Source organism: Microcoleus sp. AT8-A3, assembly GCF_036705675.1.
Taxonomy (GTDB): Bacteria; Cyanobacteriota; Cyanobacteriia; order Cyanobacteriales; family Microcoleaceae; genus Microcoleus.
Map to the genome: position 1 here is coordinate 1 of NZ_JAUBVD010000047.1, position 20,098 is coordinate 20,098.

At 46.3% G+C, this 20,098-nt stretch carries 19 protein-coding genes; 8 read left to right on the forward strand and 11 right to left on the reverse strand.

Translation table 11 applies throughout. The features are described from left to right. Positions 1-154 precede the first annotated feature (154 nt). The 6 genes from QUB51_RS22740 to QUB51_RS22765 form a co-directional block, all read right to left on the reverse strand. Entirely contained in the window at positions 155-880 is a 726-nt protein-coding gene (locus QUB51_RS22740; protein ID WP_333054560.1) for a DUF4276 family protein, read from the reverse strand. Continuing rightward, positions 868-2,175, reverse strand: a complete 1,308-nt coding sequence (locus QUB51_RS22745; RefSeq protein ID WP_333211390.1) for an AAA family ATPase — start codon at positions 2,173-2,175, stop codon at positions 868-870. Before QUB51_RS22745 ends, QUB51_RS22740 begins: the two co-directional genes overlap by 13 nt. Before the next feature lie 107 nt (positions 2,176-2,282). Next, entirely contained in the window at positions 2,283-3,536 is a 1,254-nt protein-coding gene (gene fabF / locus QUB51_RS22750; RefSeq protein ID WP_333054562.1) for a beta-ketoacyl-ACP synthase II, read from the reverse strand. A gap of 97 nt (positions 3,537-3,633) precedes the next feature. Further along, positions 3,634-3,888: an acyl carrier protein gene (acpP, locus tag QUB51_RS22755; protein WP_333054563.1), complete on the reverse strand. Its 255-nt coding sequence runs from the start codon at positions 3,886-3,888 to the stop codon at positions 3,634-3,636. A gap of 926 nt (positions 3,889-4,814) precedes the next feature. After that, positions 4,815-5,354, reverse strand: coding sequence for a hypothetical protein (locus tag QUB51_RS22760; protein ID WP_333233558.1), 540 nt, complete (start codon positions 5,352-5,354; stop codon positions 4,815-4,817). A gap of 91 nt (positions 5,355-5,445) precedes the next feature. Continuing rightward, the gene (locus QUB51_RS22765) at positions 5,446-5,694 is read right to left on the reverse strand and encodes a hypothetical protein (RefSeq protein ID WP_333054565.1); all 249 of its coding nucleotides are present in this window, start codon (positions 5,692-5,694) and stop codon (positions 5,446-5,448) included. A 160-nt stretch (positions 5,695-5,854) separates the two neighbouring features. Between QUB51_RS22765 and QUB51_RS22770 the strand changes: the two genes are divergently transcribed. The 4 genes from QUB51_RS22770 (at position 5,855) to glmS (ending at position 9,722) form a co-directional block, all read left to right on the forward strand. Next, on the forward strand, positions 5,855-6,046 hold the full coding sequence (locus QUB51_RS22770; protein ID WP_333054566.1) for a hypothetical protein: 192 nt from the start codon (positions 5,855-5,857) through the stop codon (positions 6,044-6,046). A gap of 174 nt (positions 6,047-6,220) precedes the next feature. Further along, positions 6,221-7,126, forward strand: coding sequence for a CoB--CoM heterodisulfide reductase iron-sulfur subunit B family protein (locus QUB51_RS22775; protein ID WP_333246394.1), 906 nt, complete (start codon positions 6,221-6,223; stop codon positions 7,124-7,126). A 269-nt stretch (positions 7,127-7,395) separates the two neighbouring features. Beyond that, positions 7,396-7,641 (forward strand): photosystem I iron-sulfur center protein PsaC, encoded by a 246-nt coding sequence (psaC, locus tag QUB51_RS22780; protein ID WP_015175986.1) that lies wholly within the window; start codon positions 7,396-7,398, stop codon positions 7,639-7,641. Positions 7,642-7,799: 158 nt separating this feature from the next. Continuing rightward, positions 7,800-9,722 (forward strand): glutamine--fructose-6-phosphate transaminase (isomerizing), encoded by a 1,923-nt coding sequence (gene glmS, locus QUB51_RS22785; RefSeq protein WP_333054568.1) that lies wholly within the window; start codon positions 7,800-7,802, stop codon positions 9,720-9,722. Between the two features lie 132 nt (positions 9,723-9,854). Here glmS and QUB51_RS22790 read toward each other — a convergent pair whose 3' ends face one another. Then, a complete protein-coding gene (locus QUB51_RS22790; RefSeq protein ID WP_333054569.1) occupies positions 9,855-11,390 on the reverse strand; it encodes an O-antigen ligase family protein in 1,536 nt (511 codons plus the stop codon). Between the two features lie 43 nt (positions 11,391-11,433). Next, complete coding sequence (locus tag QUB51_RS22795) at positions 11,434-12,279, reverse strand: YaaW family protein (RefSeq protein ID WP_333262381.1); 846 nt, start codon at positions 12,277-12,279, stop codon at positions 11,434-11,436. A gap of 134 nt (positions 12,280-12,413) precedes the next feature. On the opposite strand from QUB51_RS22795, the gene QUB51_RS22800 reads away from it, so the two are divergent. The 3 genes from QUB51_RS22800 to QUB51_RS22810 all read left to right on the forward strand — a co-directional run bounded on the left by QUB51_RS22800 (position 12,414) and on the right by QUB51_RS22810 (position 14,647). Further along, entirely contained in the window at positions 12,414-12,632 is a 219-nt protein-coding gene (locus tag QUB51_RS22800) for a hypothetical protein (RefSeq protein ID WP_333298330.1), read from the forward strand. Between the two features lie 130 nt (positions 12,633-12,762). Further along, positions 12,763-13,515, forward strand: a complete 753-nt coding sequence (locus QUB51_RS22805; protein WP_333054572.1) for a class I SAM-dependent methyltransferase — start codon at positions 12,763-12,765, stop codon at positions 13,513-13,515. A gap of 64 nt (positions 13,516-13,579) precedes the next feature. Then, on the forward strand, positions 13,580-14,647 hold the full coding sequence (locus tag QUB51_RS22810) for an FAD-dependent oxidoreductase (RefSeq protein WP_333054573.1): 1,068 nt from the start codon (positions 13,580-13,582) through the stop codon (positions 14,645-14,647). A gap of 515 nt (positions 14,648-15,162) precedes the next feature. On the opposite strand, the gene QUB51_RS22815 is transcribed toward QUB51_RS22810, so the two are convergent. Beyond that, entirely contained in the window at positions 15,163-16,098 is a 936-nt protein-coding gene (locus QUB51_RS22815) for a polysaccharide deacetylase family protein (protein WP_333054574.1), read from the reverse strand. A gap of 493 nt (positions 16,099-16,591) precedes the next feature. Beyond that, positions 16,592-18,208, reverse strand: coding sequence for a bifunctional pantoate--beta-alanine ligase/(d)CMP kinase (locus tag QUB51_RS22820; RefSeq protein WP_333211377.1), 1,617 nt, complete (start codon positions 18,206-18,208; stop codon positions 16,592-16,594). 43 nt (positions 18,209-18,251) lie between these two features. Here QUB51_RS22820 and QUB51_RS22825 point away from each other — a divergent pair, with 43 nt between their 5' ends. Continuing rightward, on the forward strand, positions 18,252-18,524 hold the full coding sequence (locus tag QUB51_RS22825) for a hypothetical protein (RefSeq protein ID WP_333262384.1): 273 nt from the start codon (positions 18,252-18,254) through the stop codon (positions 18,522-18,524). 8 nt (positions 18,525-18,532) lie between these two features. Here QUB51_RS22825 and QUB51_RS22830 read toward each other — a convergent pair whose 3' ends face one another. Beyond that, positions 18,533-19,609, reverse strand: coding sequence for a septal ring lytic transglycosylase RlpA family protein (locus QUB51_RS22830; protein ID WP_333054576.1), 1,077 nt, complete (start codon positions 19,607-19,609; stop codon positions 18,533-18,535). Positions 19,610-20,098 lie beyond the last annotated feature (489 nt).

The window sequence follows — 20,098 nt, forward strand, 5'->3', positions numbered from 1 at the left end:
TCCTTCTATCAATGGCTAAGTTTTAGTCTGAGATTGACAAAAAGCGCTCCTAGAAATAGGGGCGCTTTTTGTTTGGGGAAAATCTAATTTAACACTACTAATGCTTTGCAAAAGTTGGCTTACAGTTTACTTAAATAAATTTTTATCTGACCCTTTATGGACAACGACAAAAATTATTGAGATAGTTATAGAGTTCGCGAAATAAGGGACATTTTTTCTGGACTTCATTTGGATCGATTTCCCTCAATAGCAAAGGAGTATGATCTCCTTTAGAAAAGCGTGCTTTATCGCGATCGAGTTCATCTTGAACACTTGACTCAATTAAATATTCTGATAGTTTTTCTCGACAGCAATCTTTTTCAGCATCGTATTCACTAAATGCTTCTGGATTCTCAAAAGAAACTTTTCTTTGTGTACTTAGCCACCAACGCATCCGTTCATGTCTTTTGCCTCGACGAAAATCTGAATGTTTAGCTATTGAATTATTCCAATCAGCAATAATCCAAGCTTCGATTTCCGGCGCGGCAAACCCAACAAATTTTTCGATGTCAGCACATTCGGGTATTTTTGATAACTCTACCAATATTTTTGATTTTTGTGTCTGAGAATCGCGACAATCCAAATCGTCAAAAACTAAAATCAAGTCGCATTTATTTGCTTCCGCTTTTAAGGCGATCGGTAATTCTTGCTTTATTTGCTCGATTAAGCTTTGACCTGTTCTTCCATAACTACCTGCTTTATTAGCTTTAGGGCCGGGTTTTTGGCGAACTGGTGTTTTTCGTTCAAATCTACAGCCCGGAAAAGTTTTTTCTAAAAAAGGAAAGAATCCTCTAACCTCAGCCTCACCGCCACCAGAGAAAACCCACACTACCACGGCCATCCTCCAATACTTGGATCGCCAACACGGTATAAGTCGCCCAATTGCCATCCCTCTTCAAGTTTTGGCTTCAGCAGTTCTTTTGAAAGAGATTTGACTGAGAAATACGTTCTGTTTTCGGGATAAAAACAAAGAACATTCTCTAAACGATCGGTAAAGTGATCTAAAAGGTCGGGACTATGTGTGGTAATAATTATCTGAGTTCTGGTGGCAGCTTTTTTAATCCACTCAGCTAAAATTGGCATCCACGAGACGTGCAATCCTAATTCAGGTTCATCAATGACTATCAAAGAAGGAAGAAGTGGAGAATGTAATATAGTTGCCCAACAAAGCATCCTGACAGTTCCATCCGACATTTCATTTAGGTAGAATGCTTCATCATCAATACCTTCAAAATACCATTCTACAGTGAGAGATAGGCGACCCGAAGGTAAAGCTCTAAGGCGACGAGTTTTTGGCAGGATGGACTTCATTGCCTCGTTAATGCTATCTTCAAAATTGATAGATTTTTGGTTTAAATTGTACAATACTAAAGGCAGATTATCTCCCGATGCAGATAAGTAAATATCACTGCCACCTATTTTAGGTTCGGCGGTTATAATTGAATTCAAATTCATGTTATTGGCATTATAAAATTGCCATTTTGAAATAAATTCAATTAATTCTCTTCTAATTTTGTAAATAGGTGTAGTTTCTGGTGGTAATAGACTATTTTCAAGCAGTGTCGGAATTGTCAACAAACCAAAAGAATTGGTAGGAATGTTATCTAAAGGTTCAAACTGAGTTGGCTCTTGACCGAGAGACTTGTAAACAGATAAAACTCCTTGCCCTAATTCTCTGTTATGCAATTTATAGTAATAGAAAGGTTGCCTGCTGGAAGTTTCCTGCAAATCTTCTCCGCCATATAGATATTCTTCAGAGATGCTCGCCCTTACTTTTTGTCTATCGGTATAAAGTTTGAAATCAAGAATTGCGCTGTCTTTTTGAAGATTACCAGTGTGGTTAATTTGCGAAAAACAGCAAGCTATACTGACCTTTGCTGGACTTTCAACATTGACATCTAAAATTCTACCACCACCAATTTTAGAAACAGCATCCTCAAAACTACTCACGTCCCGATTTGCGTCAGGAATAGCTATTAGGCAATCTTTTAAAAATTTTAAACAACTGATGAAATTGCTTTTGCCTGAACCGTTTGAGCCGATAAATATATTAAGGTTGTTTAAATTTACAGATGGATCTAAGTGCAGATTTTTATAATTCTTTGTTGTCAAAAATCGAATAATTGGTTGATTCATACGATCGCTCCGGTTATACTTCAGAAAGTTAGGGCAGGCAAGATGCCTACCCTACAAAGGTAAAAAATTAATTTTTTACCTTTTAACTCTCGATTTTGGATTAGCCGTTACTGAACAAACTTCTTGAATGCCAGAGTCACGTTGTGGCCGCCAAATCCAAAAGAATTCGACAGCGCCACATCAACTTTTAGATCGCGGCTTGTATGAGGAACATAGTCCAAATCGCACTCAGGATCGGGATTTTCCAGATTAATTGTCGGCGCGATTTTGTCATTGGCGATCGACATTACCGTCGCCACCGCCTCAATTCCCCCAGAACCGCCCAAAAGATGACCGGTCATTGACTTGGTAGAACTAATTGCTACTTTGTAAGCATGGTCTCCCAAAGTCTTTTTAATCGCCTTGGTTTCCGTAGAATCGTTGGGAAGCGTGCTTGTGCCGTGAGCGTTGATATAGCTCACCATATCCGGCGTCAAACCCCCATCCTTGAGCGCTAAAGCCATGGCCCGCGACGCACCCTCTCCCCCCGGTACCGGAGAAGTCATGTGATACGCATCGCAAGTTAAACCGTAGCCGACGATTTCTGCGTAAATCTTCGCGCCACGCGCCAGAGCGTGTTCCATTTCTTCTAGAATCAGAATGCCAGCACCTTCGCCGACGACAAAACCATCACGATCGCGATCGAACGGACGGCAAGCATGAGTCGGGTCATCGTTGCGAGTCGAAAGCGCCCTCGCCGCAGCAAAACCCGCCACGCACAAAGGTGTCACCGCAGCTTCTGTACCGCCGCAAATCATGGCTTGGGCGTAACCCGCCTGAACTAAGCGAAACGCATCGCCCACGGCATTCGACCCGGCAGCGCAGGCCGTCACCGTGCAAGAGTTTGGCCCCTTAGCACCCGTTTGAATCGCCGTCAGGCCCGCGGCCATATTCGCAATCATCATGGGAATCATAAACGGGCTGCATCGATCGGGGCCGCGATTCAGATAAATCTCTTGCTGGTCTTCCAAAACCTTCAGGCCACCAATGCCAGTGCCAAGAATGACACCCACCTGTTCTGCGTTCAGGTCATTAATCTCCAACTTCGCATCAGCAAGAGCTTGTTTGCTCGCTGACACCCCAAATTGAGCAAAGCGATCCATCCGCTTTGCTTCCTTGCGCTCTAAATAGTCGTGTGGGTCGTAACCCTTCACCTCTGCGGCAAAGCGGCAGTCGTGCCGCGACGGGTCGAATAAGGTGATCGGGCCTATACCATTCTTGCCGGCAAGCAACCCGTCCCAATATTCGGACAAGGTATTGCCGATCGGTGTAATCGCGCCGAGACCCGTGATAACAACGCGCTTACGCTCTAAATTTGTCATGATTTCAGTTTCAAAAAATTAAACACCCAGAACGCAGAACTAAAGAGGAGTTTCCAGTTTTATAACTTCTCTCCTCTTAGGGGAAAAAACAGGTATTTTATGCTTTTGGAGCTGCAAGTTGGCTGCTGATGTAATCTACACAAGCTTGAACCGTAGTAATTCCTTCGGCTGCTTCGTCGGGAATTTCAATATCAAACTCTTCTTCCAAGGCCATTACCAGCTCTACTGTATCTAAGGAATCTGCTCCTAAATCGTTAGCAAAGTTGGCTTCGGGCTTGACTTCGCTCAGCTCGACTTCCAGTTGCTCTTTCACAATTTTCTGGACTCTAGTAAAAATGTCGTCTTGGCTCATAACATCGTGTCCTCATTGGTTGCTGCGTATCTAATCTTATCCGAAAGGGGGATCTGCAGGACAAAGGCTGGCCGCTTTTCTAAGTGACACGGGCCAGGGACAATTGGGACACGGACGATCGCAGCAACTCTAGGACTGTTATGGGGTGGCGATCGCTATTTGAATAGTTCTGGAGGCATAAACTCTATCTGGCGGTGCACACCGTACCTTACCGCTACCAATAGTGTTGCAAAGCAATTTTTGCGTCCCGGACTGATTGAATGACTATCTGCAAGAGATCATGCCCTAGTGACTGCTTGTCCCCTAGAAATTCTCAAAAGCAACGCCCAAACGCATACGATCCGTCTTGCTTTCCTACTTGCGCTCGCACTCAGATAACCTCAACGGACTCAATGGAAGTATCGCATCTGTACATCGCATCTGTACAACGATGGAGTTTGCCTACGCTGCGTTCCCGACAAACACAAACCACCTCTTAGCCCCTATTTAGCGCCTGCTGCACCATGTACTCCCCGAGTTTCCCGGATGCGCCTACGATAAAAACCTACACATAACGGCTGAATTGAGCGGCAAACGAGCGCCTCGATCTCAACACCAAAATATCACTTTTGTCAGAGCCAAGGATATGTTATACACCCATCACTTCACAATTACTTATGTTTCGCGATCGCCCATAGCTTCTCTGGACTCAACAACGGAGCCAACCATCTTTGCTTTTGCTTAATCTCGGCTGAAAAACGACAAATTTAACAGGCGCGATCTGTTCCGCCTAACGGTGTGCTTGAGGGGCTGTCAAAACCATTGCATCTACACCACTGACTTTCCCCAGTCGGCTCCAAGCGAATTGTTAGAAAGCTTAACATCAACTCTACTTACAAGATCAGAGATTGCACTTTGTCCATCAATTGTGGATGATTCCCGTCATTTCATGGATTTTCAGGAAGAAGCGCCTCCATATATGGGGCAATATAATTGCGACCTTTTTCGATATAGTACTTTGTAAACAGAGATTCAAACTCCTGTTTTACTAATTGAAGTGCAGCATTCAAACGTGGGCGACCGTATACTAAAAACTGAGCCGTCGAATAGGCATAGTATTCTTTCTCTTTACCGACAATATTTTTCTTGAAGGCATCTTGGTAAAGCCCACGTCCCTCCTCAATCAATTGTTGAATGGATGAAGTAAAATGAATCGACTCTCCACTTGGGAAGTCGATTTTTTTATCTTGAATAAATCCAATCACCTTCTTCATGCATTCACGGGTTTGTTCAACTGATAAGCATCCCTCATCTTTTCTTCTAAATCCCCATTGAGTGCAACCATTTGTAACTTCAAGAACTCGTAAAATTGCGAGGTTATCAAGCTCTTTTGAATCGATTTTCTGCAATTCATGAATATGATGCTCAATCCGTTTACTAAATCCGTGGAAATCAGTTTCAAAATACTCTTTGAGCTCTTCGATCATGGCTAACTGTTGCCAGTCGAACCTTATTGAGTTTAACATTATTGAATTCCCTCCAAATCATTCATGTTTAGGCAGTATGGGCGGCTAAGGACTACCTCATTCCGCTCAAAATTGTCATTTTTATCCTAGCCATACTCAAACGTTTTGAAATATCGATCGTAGCTTGCCCGATCATCAAAACTTCAAGAACGCCTTCTTGAAGTTTTGATTGAACTCCTCGGCAATACCTCTGTTGCCCTCGATATTTGTGAGGAGCTTTGTAAATTGTGACGGCTTGGGGGAATTGTGCTTGACCCGACTGCATGATTTGACATTTTGGGTGAGATGAAAGCAGTATCATAAACTACCGCTATGTCTGGAACCAGATGATTTTGCAACTACCGACAGCATTGAAGTACAATCGCACTGATAACCCAGCAAGCTAACGGTGTAGTTCAGCCACCTTGGCTTATTTACTCTTGAATCATAACACTCTAATGGGTCGGGTGTAACGATGTGTTATGCTCGATCGCCTAACAATTACTTATGCTAATGTGCTCGCCCTTCGCCTTTGCGAACTGGCAAACTTAGTAACTCATTTTTGCTTGCCCAGCAGCGATCGCAGATACATAACTTTGACGGTGCGATTGATTCCAGTGTCTAGACGAACCATCAGCGATGGGATTTTTCCAAAAGCGCCTTCAGCAAATTAGCGCGATCGCCCCGCCACCAACCTGAAAACTGCGTTTCATCTGTGCCTTAAAAGAGGGGGGCTTTCACGCTAGTTTTCTGTAAGGATATGGAGAGGAGAAACGAAGCAGGAAGCATCCCGACCTCCAGCGCTCTCGTTTCTTTTCCCTTGCCTTTTCTCCCCTGCAGAAACGATTATGCCATCCCCAAATCTCAAATATGCTTATTTTCCCGGTTGTGTCGCCCAAGGAGCCGCCCGCGAACTTTACCTGTCTACCCAAGCACTGACTCAAGCGTTGGGGATTGAACTGGTGGAACTAAAGAAAGCTTCCTGCTGCGGTTCTGGCACTTTCAAGGAAGATTCGCAGTTACTCGAAGATACTGTCAACGCCCGCAATATTGCTTTGGCTGAGGAACTTAATCTGCCTTTACTCACGCATTGCAGCACTTGTCAAGGGGTAATCGGTCATGTGGACGATCGCCTCAAGGAATCTCAGAAAACCGATCCCAACTACATAGAAAAAGTCAACGGTTTACTGGAAAAACAAGGCTGTTCGCCTTATCAAGGCAGTACCGAGGTGAAACATCTGTTGTGGGCGATCGTGGCAGATTACGGGCTCGACGAGGTGCAGAAGCGTGTCACCCGCAAGCTGTCGGGTTTGAAGTGCGCGTCTTTTTACGGGTGCTACCTGCTGCGAGCTCAGGATAAGCTGCTTTACGATGACCCGCACCAACCGGAATCGATGGAAAATGTGTTTCGGGCGATCGGGGCAACTCCGGTTTACTATCGAGGGCGGACGCAGTGCTGCGGCTGGCCGTTGGCGAGTTATGCCACTAACCAATCTTTTCAGATGGCAGGCAAACATATTCAAGATGCTCTTGACAATGGCGCTGATTGTATGGTAACGCCTTGCCCGCTTTGTCATTTAAATTTGGATTCGCGACAGCCGGAGGTAGAAAAAGTAATCGGGCGCAAATTGGGTTTGCCGGTGCTGCATTTACCGCAATTGGTGGCTTTGGCTTTGGGTGTGGAACCGAAAAAACTAGGACTCGATCGACATATTGTTTCCACAAAGCCCGTGTTAGAAAAATTAGGCTTTTAGTCGATCGATTTGCACAGATTTGTAGTAAAGAAGTCCGTCCTTGATAACTCCCCTCTAACCACAGACTTGCTCAGTAGGAACCTACTTTGATAAGACTCTCCGCGTGAATAACTGTGAAGTTTTGTCGCTTTTTCGCGAAGTGCTTCCAGGCACTGCGGTAGACTAACCTTTAATTCTCTGTGCAGGCTATAGCGGTGGCACCTCGCCGTCAAATCTGTTCACTCGCAGAGGCAGCAAATTTTTAGTGACTCGTTGGGAGCCTTTATTCAATGTCTCATTCAGTCAAAATTTACGATACTTGCATCGGCTGCACTCAATGCGTCCGCGCTTGTCCGACTGACGTTTTGGAGATGGTGCCCTGGGATGGCTGCAAAGCAGCTCAGATTGCCTCATCTCCCCGCACCGAAGACTGTGTAGGCTGCAAGCGGTGCGAAACTGCTTGTCCCACCGATTTTCTGAGCATCCGGGTTTACCTGGGAGCAGAAACCACTCGCAGTATGGGTCTAGCCTACTAAATATCGATCGACACGCCGATCGAATTACGGGCACAAAAGAGGGGGCGATTAAATTGCCCCCTCTTTTTTGTCGCGGAATCTGCATTCGGGGCCGGAAGAAGGTAAAAATGATAAAACTTGAGTTTTATTGCGATCGCTAAGCAGGAGTAGTACGTTAAATGTGCGGAATCGTTGGCTATATCGGCACGCAAGCAGCAAGCGAGATTTTGCTAGCAGGATTGGAGAAACTAGAATACCGGGGCTACGATTCAGCGGGCCTCGCTACCATCTCCGAAGGAGAAATTACCTGCATCCGAGCAAAGGGCAAATTGCACAACCTCCGGGAAAAGTTAGCAGAGATAGACTCTCTGGCTCCCATCGGCATCGGACACACCCGCTGGGCAACTCACGGCAAACCAGAAGAATATAACGCTCACCCTCACCTAGATAATAGCGGGCGAATTGCGGTAGTTCAAAATGGAATTGTCGAAAATTATCGCGAGTTGCGGGAAGAATTGAAAGCGAAGGGACATAAATTTGTCTCCGATACCGATACAGAAGTTATCCCTCATTTAATAGCTGAATTTTTGAAAGAAGCAAGAAGGGAGAAGGAAGAAGAAAAAGATAAAAAAACAGAAAAGATTGCTGATTTATCGTTTTTGGAAACGGTTTTAAATGCGGTAAATAAATTAGAAGGAGCTTTTGCGATCGCCGTTATCTGTGCAGATTTTCCAGAGGAAATAATTGTCGCCAGACAGCAAGCTCCTTTGGTGATTGGGTTTGGTGCTGGTGAATTTTTCTGCGCTTCCGACACGCCGGCCTTAGTATCTCACACCCGCACTGTTTTGTCCTTAGAAAATGGCGAATTGGCAAGGCTAACTTCGATGGGAGTGGAAGTTTACAGCTTTGCAGGGGAAAGGCTGAAAAAAAGCCCGCGCATCCTTGGTTGGAGTCCGGTTTTAGTCGAAAAACAAGGCTTCAAACACTTCATGCACAAGGAGATTTATGAACAGCCCGCCGTAGTCCGAGCTTGTTTGGAGGCTTATTTAGACAGCGATTGGCAGCCAGGAAATCCGAACTCTCCCATCAATCTCAACTTGCCCAATGAACTTTGCGCCGATGTCGAACAAATTTCAATTCTCGCCTGCGGAACGAGCTGGCACGCCTCGCTAATTGGCAAATATTTGTTGGAACAATTAGCTAATATTCCGACTGCGGTGCAGTACGCTTCTGAGTACCGCTACGCACCGGCACCGCTGACAGCAAATACTTTAACTATTGGGGTAACTCAGTCGGGAGAAACGGCGGACACGCTGGCTGCTTTGGGGATGGAACAGCAGCGCCGCGCGGGTTTTACTGATAAATTCCGGGCGAGAATGTTAGGCATTACTAACAGAACCGAAAGTTCGATCGCCCACATGATGCCGCAGGTAATCAACACCCACGCCGGTATAGAAGTCGGCGTTGCTGCGACTAAAACTTTTGTCACTCAGTTGATGGCATTCTATTTCTTAGCTTTGGATTTGGCGCACCAGCGGCAAACAATCAGCACTGAGAGATTGGCAGAAATTATTACTGGTTTGCGCCAGTTGCCGGCAGAAATTGAGAAGTTTTTGGAGATTCAAGAACAGTATGTGGAGGAATTGTCCCACCAGTTTACAGACACCCAAGATTTTATCTTTTTGGGGCGGGGAATTAACTTTCCGATTGCTTTGGAAGGGGCGCTGAAACTGAAGGAAATTAGCTACATTCACGCCGAAGGATATCCGGCGGGAGAGATGAAACACGGCCCGATCGCCCTTTTGGATGCGAAAGTGCCTGTAGTGGCGATCGCCATGCCCGGAAGCGTCTACGAAAAGGTGCTTTCCAACGCTCAGGAAGCCAAGGCCCGCGACGCCCGTTTAATTGGCGTTACGCCGAAGCAAGGTGTGGCGGAAGCCGACATTTTTGACCACGTTTTGCCCGTGCCTTTGGTGGATGAATTGTTGTCACCGATTGTAACAGTGATTCCGCTGCAATTGTTGGCTTACCACATTGCAGCGCGTCGAGGTTTGGATGTGGATCAGCCACGAAATTTGGCGAAGTCGGTGACAGTGGAATAAAGGAAGTCATTAGTCAGTAGTCATTAGTCAGTAGTTGGTTATTGGTTGTTGGTTGTTCGTTCTAATAACCAATAACCTATGCCCGATGCCCGATGCCCGATGCCCAATGCCCAATGCCCAATGCCCTATTCCCTATTCCCTCTGGCTGACTCCGCAAATTGCGGCTAACAGCAACCAGCTTGTAGTATTGAGTCGGAAATCAAACAGCGTCACGTCTACAGTGTTAAAAAGCGTACAGGCGGCGAAGGCTAATAAATAACTGAAAAAAATTAGGCGATCGCCTGAATTTTCCTGTTGACAATTCACCCGATTCGTGCTGTGTAAAATAGAATTTTTCTCAGTTTCCTCTGCGTCTATTTTTTCCTGCTTAATATCCCCAGGAAAATGCGGCCAATTTGCCAGCAGCAAAACACCCCTAGCCAAAACCCAGCCAACTAAACCAAACAACAAAAGCGTTGCCGGTATTCCCGTTTCCGCAGTCAACATTAGTATCAAACTGTGAGGATGACCAAGCCATTCTTGCATCTGAGCTTGATAGAGAGGCGTAAAATTTCGCAATCCCCAACCAGTCCAAGGACGCTGCTGCGTCATCGACCAAGCAAATTGCCATTGAGTAGTTCTCAAAGTAGCTGTCGGCCGATTTGGGAACATCTCGTCGGTGAGTCTAGCCCAAAAGAAAGCAGGGACAATTCTTCGCAAATACTGCCGTAATGGTTCGGGGCCAAAGGCAGACAAAAAAACTGTGCTAGCCACACTAAAAACCGCAGCTAATATTTTTTTATAACCCGCATAAAATGCAAAAGCCAAAACTGCAAAAACTGCCAGCCCCCAGGCATTGCGAGAATTAGTAAAAATCAAAGCAACAGCATTTCCCACCACGGCCAAACTTAAAAATAGGAATCGGTAACTGGGAATCGGTAATTGGGAATTGGGAATTGGGAATTGGGAATTGGGAATCGGTAACTGGGAATTGGTAATTTGCAATTCATTAATTATTTCCTTCTGCCTTCTTCCCTCTGCCTTCTGCCTTCTGCCTTCTGCCTTCTGCCTTCTGCCTTCTTCCATCCACAGTCCCAGTGCTAAAATAAAAGCAATTGTCAGATAGCAAGCTAAAATATTAGCGTACATAAATACAGAAGCCATACGGCCGGGGGGATTGCCTTGGGGTTCGAGTACCCAGCCAAAAACAGGCTGCAATTGAGCGATGCCGCTCCAACCGAAAAATTGCTGTCCCAGGCCTAAAATTATCACTGGAATTGAACTAATTACAATCACCCAAGACAATTGCCGCAATTGAGGCAAAGTTTGAATTAAACTGCTGAAAACGGCAAACAATATAAAGAACGGCAAGAAATTGTATAACCCTACAAAAGCCTCGATACGGTTGTTAGCAAAAACCGCTGTGATGACTAGCAGCGCGCTCAGAATTGCGAATCCTCGATTCAACGGGCGGCGACTAATTTGACGGAACTTTTGCTTGCAAGTGCCGGCCAATCCCAGGAATAAACCTAAAGCTCCCAAAATCGGAATTAAGGGAAAAATCAGCATCCCCAATTGGGCGAAATTCCAAGGAATTTGCAGGCGGGGATCTGGATGTTTTTGGAGGCGAGACTTGAGATTTTCTGCTGTCTGTTTGGCCGCTAATTTCAACCGATTTTTGATATTCACCCACACTCCCAATCTCAAATCTAAAATCTACAATCTACCATCGTTAAGCTAGTTCCCAAACGCATTCCGATCGCGTTAATCGAATTTGAGCTAGGGCAAAAATGGTCGGGATAATGCGGCCGTAGTTCGTGGAAATCGATCGCCAACCCAAATCCGCGAAAAACCAAGTCCACATCACCGGGCCGAGAAACGAGAACACGCTGCGCGTCGCACCGTAACGAGCGGCACTCACAGCCATACCGCGCCGCGCCGTCTGAATTGCGACATAATTTTGAAACTGGGTTGCTGCAGTTGCAGTGCCTGTAAGCACTCCTTGTTTTGCCATTTGATAGGTGGCAAAATGCAGCGCAAATTGATTGGCCATTAGTTTGAGCAGCATTGGTTTTAAGATGGAACTAACAGCTAAAGCGCTGCCCCCTTTGAACAGTAAACCCAGCGGGTCTTTTTCAGCAGTAATTGGCAGGGGTTCTGAGAGTTTAGAATCAACGATCGCTCGCTGTACGCGCAGTGTCAGCGCTTGCTGTTCGTCTGCTGGTAAACGCTTCCACGCGCGGCCCATTAAGTGCAGAAATACTTCTGCCTCTAAGTCGGTGGTTGACAACTGTCTGGGATAAGGGATTTTGAGATAGCGACAAACTTGAATTAGTGCTTGTCTGTAAGTTACTTGTTGGGTTCGCCCTCTGAGTACCGTCAACCCGTCTGCTGCAAGATAGCGAAACCGCTGTTCTACGGCGTCGAGCCATGCTTCGCGATCGCGACTTTGTACATCTATCGGTGCGGGGGTTTGCACGTAATCTAAAGGGTTAAACTTGCGGCTGAACAGAAGTTCTGTTAGTTGCTGCAATTCTTCTTCTGTTGTTAATTCTAGTGCTGCTCTGAGTTCGTCCAAAATTTTGCCCTCCCGTATACGATTTTAGATTTTAGATTTTAGATTTTAGATTTTAGATTGCTGCTGGTTGACAACCCGTGGGATTTAGGATTTACCTACAGTGGCATTTTTTATCGGGTCTTAATCATGGATTCGTGCTGTCCCTTATTCTACTACCGGGCGCAGGACGATCGGCAGGATTTGCACAGAAGATCCGACTGCTAGAAGCTATAACCTCAGCAGCTACATCGATCGGCGGACGCGCATCTCAATTTTACAGTCAAGTTTGGTGTCCCACCGATCCTAAAAATACAATTTGGATGCCCAACAGCAAACCCGGAACCCCTCGGTACGTCTGCAACCCCGCAGCTTGAGGAGTCAAACCGTCGCCATGAACGCCCACTATTTTATTCGCTATAAAGAAAAGAAAAATAATTTAGTGTAGTTCTGTTCAAAAATGTCAGTTAATCCTATAATGAGTTTGGTTTTTTTAGAACAAAGTAAATGATGTCTTCTTCTGTCGCACCGTCTTTTTTGCAGGGATATTGGCAAGATACTTTCAATCTCAAGCAGCATTTACAGGATTTTTTAAATTTAGATTTAGAAACAATTGAACAAGAGCTCGCTGTCGGTCAACAATCCCTAAAAGAAATAGGCCATCGGGATTTTGATTGGGAAAAAGCTAGCGAGTTTTATCGCGATCGAGTCGGCCAAGCTTACCTATTTGACCTCGGAGCTTGGCATATGTCCAATCAGGATTACATAGGAGGTACTTTAACATTAATATCAGATATGGCTGCCGGTCGAGTTTTAGATTTTGGCGGCGGTATTGGCACTCATGCTATTGCAGCAGCTCTTTGTCCTCAAGTAGAACAAGTAGTCTATTGCGATCTTAACCCCATAAATTGCAATTTTGTTCAAAGCCGAGCTGCTAAGTTAGGATTGAGTGAGAAAATTTCCTGTTGTCTGGAAGTATCGCCGACGGAAGTTTTCGATTCGATTATTTGTTTTGATGTAATGGAACATTTACTAAAGCCAAGTCAGCAATTGATGGATTTTCACAAAATGCTGGCTCCGTCAGGGAAGATTATCCTTAACTGGTATTTCTTTAAAGGTTTTAATCAAGAATTTCCTTTTCATTTAGAAGATAAGCAAGAGATGAACACATTTTTTACTAAACTTCAGTCTAATTTTATGGAGGTTTTTCATCCTCATTTAATCACCGCTCGTTGCTATCGCAAATTAACTGCAAGTTAAGAAATCATCTTAAGGCTTATTTCCTAGAAAAAGTCCGGTAAGTAATGTATCTGAAAGTCCCATTATGTTCGATGTTGCGGTGATTGGTGCGGGTATGGCGGGGCTGAGTTGCGCTCAACGGTTGCGTCAAGCTGGTTATTCTGTGGCTGTTGTTGAGAAATCTCGCGGGGCGGGGGGACGTGTTGCTACCCGCCGCGTACAGGGTGCTAGGGCAGATCACGGGGCGCGGTATCTGGAACCGCAGGGGGATGCGGTGCAGGGGTTAATTGAGGTTTTGGTCGATCGCCACATCCTCAAACTCTGGACTGATACTGTCTGGGAATTCAGACAGGGAAAACTTTCTGCTATTCCTCGCTGTTGTTATGTCGCACCTGCGGGTATGAATGCTATCGGTAAGTATCTGGCCCAGGATTTAGAGATTTGGTTTGGCCGCCGCGTACAAGCTATTTCTACTACAGATAACCAAAGGTGGCGTCTTTCCCTAGAAGTCACTGACAGCAATTTAGAGATACCTCAAGAATTGATTGCTAAGGCTGTGGTTGTGGCAATTCCTGCACCTCAAGCTTTAATGTTTTTGAGTTCGGAAATCGGTTTTCAATCTGATTTTCTTGACAAATTGCGTTCTGTGGAGTACGAGCCTTGCATTACGGTTATGGCTGGCTATCCTGCGGCAAAACAGCAAGATTTAAGTAATCTAAATCTGCAGTGGAAATCTGTTTCTTTTCCCGATAATTCTGATTTAGCTTGGGTTGGTTTAGATAGCAGCAAACGGCTCGATCCGCGGCTGCCGGTGTTTGTGGTTCACAGCAGCGCAAATTTTGCCGATCGCCATCTAGAATCGGCCGATTTGCCAACAGTCGGTCAAGAATTGCTCGATCGCACTTCTGAATATTTAATCCCTTGGCTGAAACAGCCGGAATGGTTGCAGGTTCACCGCTGGCGCTATGCTTTTTGTCGAAATCCTTTGCCTGTTTCTTGTTTGGTGGCTGATGGGAATTTGCCACTGGTTTGTGCGGGGGATTTGTGCGGGGAAGGTCAAATAGAGGGTGCTTTGCGATCTGGTTGGGCGGCAGCTAATTGGGTGAATTCTCAGTTGCAGGATTTGCCGTTAGATTCAAGCCTAAATTGGTAATATGGCTACAATTAAGGTATCAATTTTGCCTCTAACGCTATGGCCATCCCGTCTGGGTTTAGCCCCGAAGATTACCTTGCCCTCGAACATGATAATACCGTCCGGCATGAATAACGGAGGTCAATCGATTTTCGATTTTCGATTTTCGATTTTCGATTGAAGCATTGACTTGCGCGAGATAAATACGTTCGGCAAGTTTCATCGGATACAGGTTTTTTATTTCTCCACGGATGAATCCGGGGGATTGTATCCTGGATGCTTTCGGTCAGGAAGAAGGAATAAGGAAGTTCGGCAACGGATTCGCTCGACGGATGTAACGGATGTCAGGAAGAAGGAAAAAGGAAGAGGGAAGAAGGAAGAAGGGAAATGCAATGATTTCAGCAGTCAAGAACGTCGCTGGTAATCGGCCGCAGTTACTACTTCTTCCTTCTTCGTTCCGCTAGAGTTCTGAAAAATTAATCTATCGACATACAAAAAAAGGGGGAAATGGTGTAAAATCCCACTTTTCCAAATTGTTACTTTTGTGCTGTTTCCTGTTGTTGTAAGTCTTGTTCTTGCATCTGCAATAACTCGGGAACTGTTACGAAACTGTACCCTTCATTTCTCAATCGAGCAATAATATCAGGCAAAGCTTTTACAGTTCTTGCTCGATTGCCGCCGCCGTCGTGCATCAGCACAATGCCGCCCGAATTTGCCTGCCTCATCACGTTGTCTATCAAAGATTCCGTAAGGGTGCGCCAATCAAAAGAATCAGCAGACCACATCACAACTGCATAATTTTTCTTTTGAGCATAAGCTGTCAATCCATTGTTTAAAATGCCTCCTGGCGGGCGGAACATCGATGTTTGGATGCCGGTCAAGTCCTCAATTAAGGATGAAGTGCGATCGATCTCGCGAGCGGCACCGTCTTCGTTATACTGAAGGTATTGATGGTTCCAAGTGTGATTGCCGATCGCGTGACCGGCGGCTGCGACCTGTTGGCCTATTTCGGGAGAATTTTTTAGGTATTTTCCTACCCAGAAGAATGTAGCCTTAATATTATTTTCCTTGAGAATATCTAGGATTTGTGTAGTTGTTTTCGGCCAGGGGCCGTCGTCAAATGTCAGGGCGATCGCCTTGCGCTGGGAGTCGAGTTTCGCGTGACGAAGGGTTGTACCTTGAAACTGATCCGGTACGGCTGATTGAAATCGGATTGCTTGCAATTGGGTTAGAGTATTTTGGGAAAATTCAACTCGACGGGCGATCGCCTCGGAGAACTTATTAATATTGGACATCGGCGGTTGTTCTGGCGACTGGGATACGGCCAAGACTTGCGCCTGAATCGGTTGCAATGGCTGATTGGCCCGCAAGTTAATCGGCCATGTCACACCCAGCAAAAAACTTCCTGTTGCTGCCATAAAAGCAACTATTAAAGTTTTTCGCCGCCTCCACAGCAGTTTCAATTTTGTCACGTCGTTCTCTCCTTCACACCTTGTACAGTTAATTTGAGATTTTATGTTGATATCAAGTTAATCCACTTAAGAGGATAATCTTAAATTGGACAGTCAGTAAAAATGCTACTGGAAATAACCGATCGTGGGGAAGTCCGCCCGGATAAAAAAATTTAAGATTTGTGTGCCAGAAATGCCCTAATCCATGAAAACGCGGGATGGGTGAACTTTTTCCCCAGCTAGGGGGACGGCGCTCAAATCGGATTAATGGCACGATATTCTTAGGGACTGGGCTGGCTTCGACCCGCGTCCCTACCTGACACTGCAAGTTGGTTTAACGTCAGATGTTGCACTATTGTCAATAAGCTTTTTAGGAACAGGCTTTTCGGCCTGTTCCACAAGAAAATCTAGTCTTTGTGGAACAGGCCGAAAAGCCTGTTAAGCGAGAATAGTGCAAGATGTGAGTTTAACCAAATTTGATATGAGGGCGATCGCCCGCCCGCCACTCCTAAAATTAATTTTTAGGGCCAGTTCTCTCTTTGTACAAGCCGACAATCCGATCAATAACTTCAGCAACAGTCAGATTGTCTGTTTGAATTTCCACAGCATCTGCCGCTTTACGCAAAGGTGCAACCTCGCGGGTGCTGTCTTTTTCGTCCCGCAAGGCGATGTCTTGTTCCAATTGGGCCAAGCTAATATTAGCCCGATCGCTATCTTTAAGTTCTAACAGCCGCCGGCGCGATCGCTCTTGTACCGAAGCCGTCAAAAAAATCTTCACTTCCGCATCGGGAAACACGTTAGTGCCGATATCGCGGCCTTCTGCTATAATTCCGCCTTTTGTGCCGCAGCGCCGCTGTTCCTCCAGCAGAAACTGCCGCACGGCGGGAATTGCCGCCATTTCCGAGACGCGGGATGTCACTTCCAAACTGCGAATTGCCTCGGTTACGTCTTCGCCGTTAATCTTCAACATCTTTGATGCGGGATCGAGGTTGTATTCTAAATAACTGGAACTGATTAATTCGGCGATCGCGCATTCGTCGGAAATCGGCGTGTCTGTTTTCAAGGCCAGCCAAGTCAGCGCCCGATACATCGCGCCGGTATCCAGATAAAACAAGTTTAAAGCTGTTGCTGCAAGGCGAGTTACGGTAGATTTGCCTGCTCCCGCCGGGCCGTCGATCGCCACAATGGGCCGGCGGTTCCTGAGAATTATATTGTCAATCAAACGAGTAGAGCCAACTCTGGCGGCCACGGCTAAAAGTCCGGCTGTTTCCACAACCTGCAAGGGCGTCAAAGTGTGGGGATCGACGAGTTCGGCGTATTCGAGCTTGACTGCGGGCTCTCCTGCGACTGCTGCGTGGGCTGCGGCGAGTGCTGCTGCTGCGGTGCGGTCGCCTGAAGAAAAAGTTTTCGAGGCTTGTTGCAGGGCGCGGTAGAGTACGGAGGCTTGCTGTTTTTGCTCTGCTGTTAAATACTGATTGCGAGAACTCATTGCCAGTCCCGACTCTTCGCGGACGATCGGACAAGCGACAATCTCTACAGGCAAGTTAAAATCAAAGACCAGCTTCCGAATAATTGCTAGCTGCTGGGCGTCTTTTTGACCGAAATAAGCTTTTGTCGGCTGCACCAAACTCAAAAGTTTAGTAACAATTGCCGCGACGCCTTGAAAATGACCGGGCCTTGCTTTGCCGCACAAAACAGATGTCATCGCCGGTGGCGGCACTACTTGAGTTAAGGATGAAAGGTGAATCTCTATCTGTTTTTGGGCGGTTTTCTCTGTTTCTGTGTGTGAAGCGAAGCTATCCCGTAGGGAATCGACTGCTTGATGGCCGAACATTTCCGTTGCTGAGGGAGCAAATATGGCATCAATCCCTGCTTGTTCGCACAACAGCCGGTCTTGCTCGAAATTCCGAGGATAATCTTGAAAATCTTCTGTCGGCCCAAATTGCAGCGGGTTGACAAAAATGCTGACCAGGGCGATCGCATTTTCTTGCCTTGCCCGCTGGATCAAGCTCAGATGCCCTGCGTGCAAAGCTCCCATCGTCGGCACTAAACCGACTGTCAAATGAGGTGCAGCAGACTTTTGTAAATTTAAGTAGCAGCGAAGTGCTGCAATGGTAGTAAACAGGCGCACCGGTAGAATCTCCTGAAGGCATTCGGCAGAATGCAGAGTTTATTTGTCAGAATTTGTTCGAGTTGACATCTGGCACCACCGTCAAGAACAGGCTTTTCGGCCTGTTCCACAAAGAATAGTGCAAGATGTCAGTTTTATCTCACATCTTGCACCCTTCTCAATTACTTGTTTAGGAACAGGCAAGATGCCTGTTCCACAAGAAAACTCATTCTTTGTGGAACGGGCATCTTGCCCGTTGTTGACAATGGTACAAGATGTCAGTTTTATTCTACTTTCTGCCTTCTACACTGCGGATAAGTTTTGTATTCTGCCTTAGACTACCGTTCAGCGTCCACCAGTTGTTTGCTGCGGCGGTTCGATCACTTCGATTTCCACTCTGGCTACGCCACTGCTGATCATTCCTAGCACGTTGGCGGCGCCGGCGGACAAGTCAATGAGCCGATCGCCCACATAGGGGCCGCGGTCATTAATGCGGACGACTACAGTGCGGCCGTTGTCGAGATTTCTCACCATGACTCTCGTTCCAAAAGGCAAATTTGGGTGGGCTGCGGTCATATCATTTTGGTTGAAACGTTCGCCGCTGGCGCTGAGGTTGCCGTCAAATCCCGGGCCGTACCAGGAAGCCCAGCCGCTAAGCCGCACTTGAACTGGGCCCAGAGACAGCACGGAGCGTTCTGGTTGGGGTTTGCCTGCGACTTCTTCCAGGGGTGGGGCGTTGCCCAGAAGTCGCCGGAGGCGATTGGTTGCTTGCAGGGCGTCTCGGCTAAAGTTGCTGGTGGTGTCGGGGAGGATGGTTTCGGCGTTGATCTTTACCAAGTCCTCGCCGTTTGCCTGGATAATGTAGCGATCGCCTTTTTCCCACTTAACGGTAATGCTGTTGGGATCGATGTTGTTGCGGGCTAGCTGATTGAGTCTTGCTGCTAAGCTTGATGCCCGCCAAACTGGATCGGGTTCTTGGTTGCTAGAGTTGCTGGCAATGTTTCCGACTTTGGGATTTTCTCTTGCGCCCGCTACTTTTGACGGACTGCTAGCACCGACTTGGCTGTTGCCAGTTTCTCCCAAAGGGGTGTTTGTTTCCGGATTGGCGTTCAGAAAGGTGATGACTGGAATGTTTCGCACGTAGACTGTCGCTGCTTGTCGCCCGCCTAAGTCGTGGGGCTGAATTTTGGCGATCGAGTCTCGGGCAATTTCAGCTCTTGCTTGATACTGATACTGTCCGACTTTTTGCGCTTCGACCCGAGTAGCGTTTAACTGCCGGGACGGTTGGGTGGCAATTACTTGCTCGGAAACCTGAGAGTTTTGGTTGTCGGCACCTGTGGCTTGTGCGTGACAAGAGGATGCCGTTCCTACCATAGGAACTAACAGGACAGCGAGTAGACCACCAACAAATTTTTCCTTCATACGTCCATTTTTGTGAATAGCCATTGCCAACCGAGATTGGAGGATTGGCCATTTGGCGGCGGGCGTCAAGGATTTCTCTCTTGCCCTTCGCCATTCCCCCGTGAGTCAAAGCAAAGTATCCGGGTGCGTTTTTGCTTTAATGCTTCCGCCCCAAAAAAATTGGCGGAAACTTCCCTGACACTTGACAACTCATACTCGATTCGCAATTTGTGTTTTGTTCACGAACTGCAACAGACTACCACAAACTTTTGTGCTTGGGGATCGCTGGGATCGCGATTTTCACCAAATCTTCATCAAATCTTCTCAAAACCCTCTATCATAAAATCCTTTAGTTCCAAGGCTTACAGCCGTTTCAGCCATTACGGAAAACTTTACAAAACTTTACAAAACTTTAGTGTATTTTGTGGGCTGCCGAATGGCTAGTCTTAAAAAAGCTGTTTGTCAACTGTTATGGGAATAAACTAAAAATTAGAAGAAATCGATTTGGCG

Excerpts from the sequence above, each read along its gene's own strand:
- fabF (WP_333054562.1), bottom strand. The coding sequence starts at position 3,536 with ATGACAAATTTAGAGCGTAAGCGCGTTGTTATCACGGGTCTCGGCGCG.
- QUB51_RS22765 (WP_333054565.1), bottom strand. The coding sequence starts at position 5,694 with ATGATACTGCTTTCATCTCACCCAAAATGTCAAATCATGCAGTCGGGT.
- QUB51_RS22760 (WP_333233558.1), bottom strand. The coding sequence starts at position 5,354 with ATGATCGAAGAGCTCAAAGAGTATTTTGAAACTGATTTCCACGGATTT.
- QUB51_RS22770 (WP_333054566.1), top strand. The coding sequence starts at position 5,855 with ATGCTCGATCGCCTAACAATTACTTATGCTAATGTGCTCGCCCTTCGC.
- QUB51_RS22830 (WP_333054576.1), bottom strand. The coding sequence starts at position 19,609 with ATGAAGGAAAAATTTGTTGGTGGTCTACTCGCTGTCCTGTTAGTTCCT.
- QUB51_RS22810 (WP_333054573.1), top strand. The coding sequence starts at position 13,580 with ATGTTCGATGTTGCGGTGATTGGTGCGGGTATGGCGGGGCTGAGTTGC.
- QUB51_RS22775 (WP_333246394.1), top strand. The coding sequence starts at position 6,221 with ATGCCATCCCCAAATCTCAAATATGCTTATTTTCCCGGTTGTGTCGCC.
- QUB51_RS22740 (WP_333054560.1), bottom strand. The coding sequence starts at position 880 with ATGGCCGTGGTAGTGTGGGTTTTCTCTGGTGGCGGTGAGGCTGAGGTT.
- QUB51_RS22805 (WP_333054572.1), top strand. The coding sequence starts at position 12,763 with ATGATGTCTTCTTCTGTCGCACCGTCTTTTTTGCAGGGATATTGGCAA.
- psaC (WP_015175986.1), top strand. The coding sequence starts at position 7,396 with ATGTCTCATTCAGTCAAAATTTACGATACTTGCATCGGCTGCACTCAA.
- acpP (WP_333054563.1), bottom strand. The coding sequence starts at position 3,888 with ATGAGCCAAGACGACATTTTTACTAGAGTCCAGAAAATTGTGAAAGAG.
- glmS (WP_333054568.1), top strand. The coding sequence starts at position 7,800 with ATGTGCGGAATCGTTGGCTATATCGGCACGCAAGCAGCAAGCGAGATT.
- QUB51_RS22745 (WP_333211390.1), bottom strand. The coding sequence starts at position 2,175 with ATGAATCAACCAATTATTCGATTTTTGACAACAAAGAATTATAAAAAT.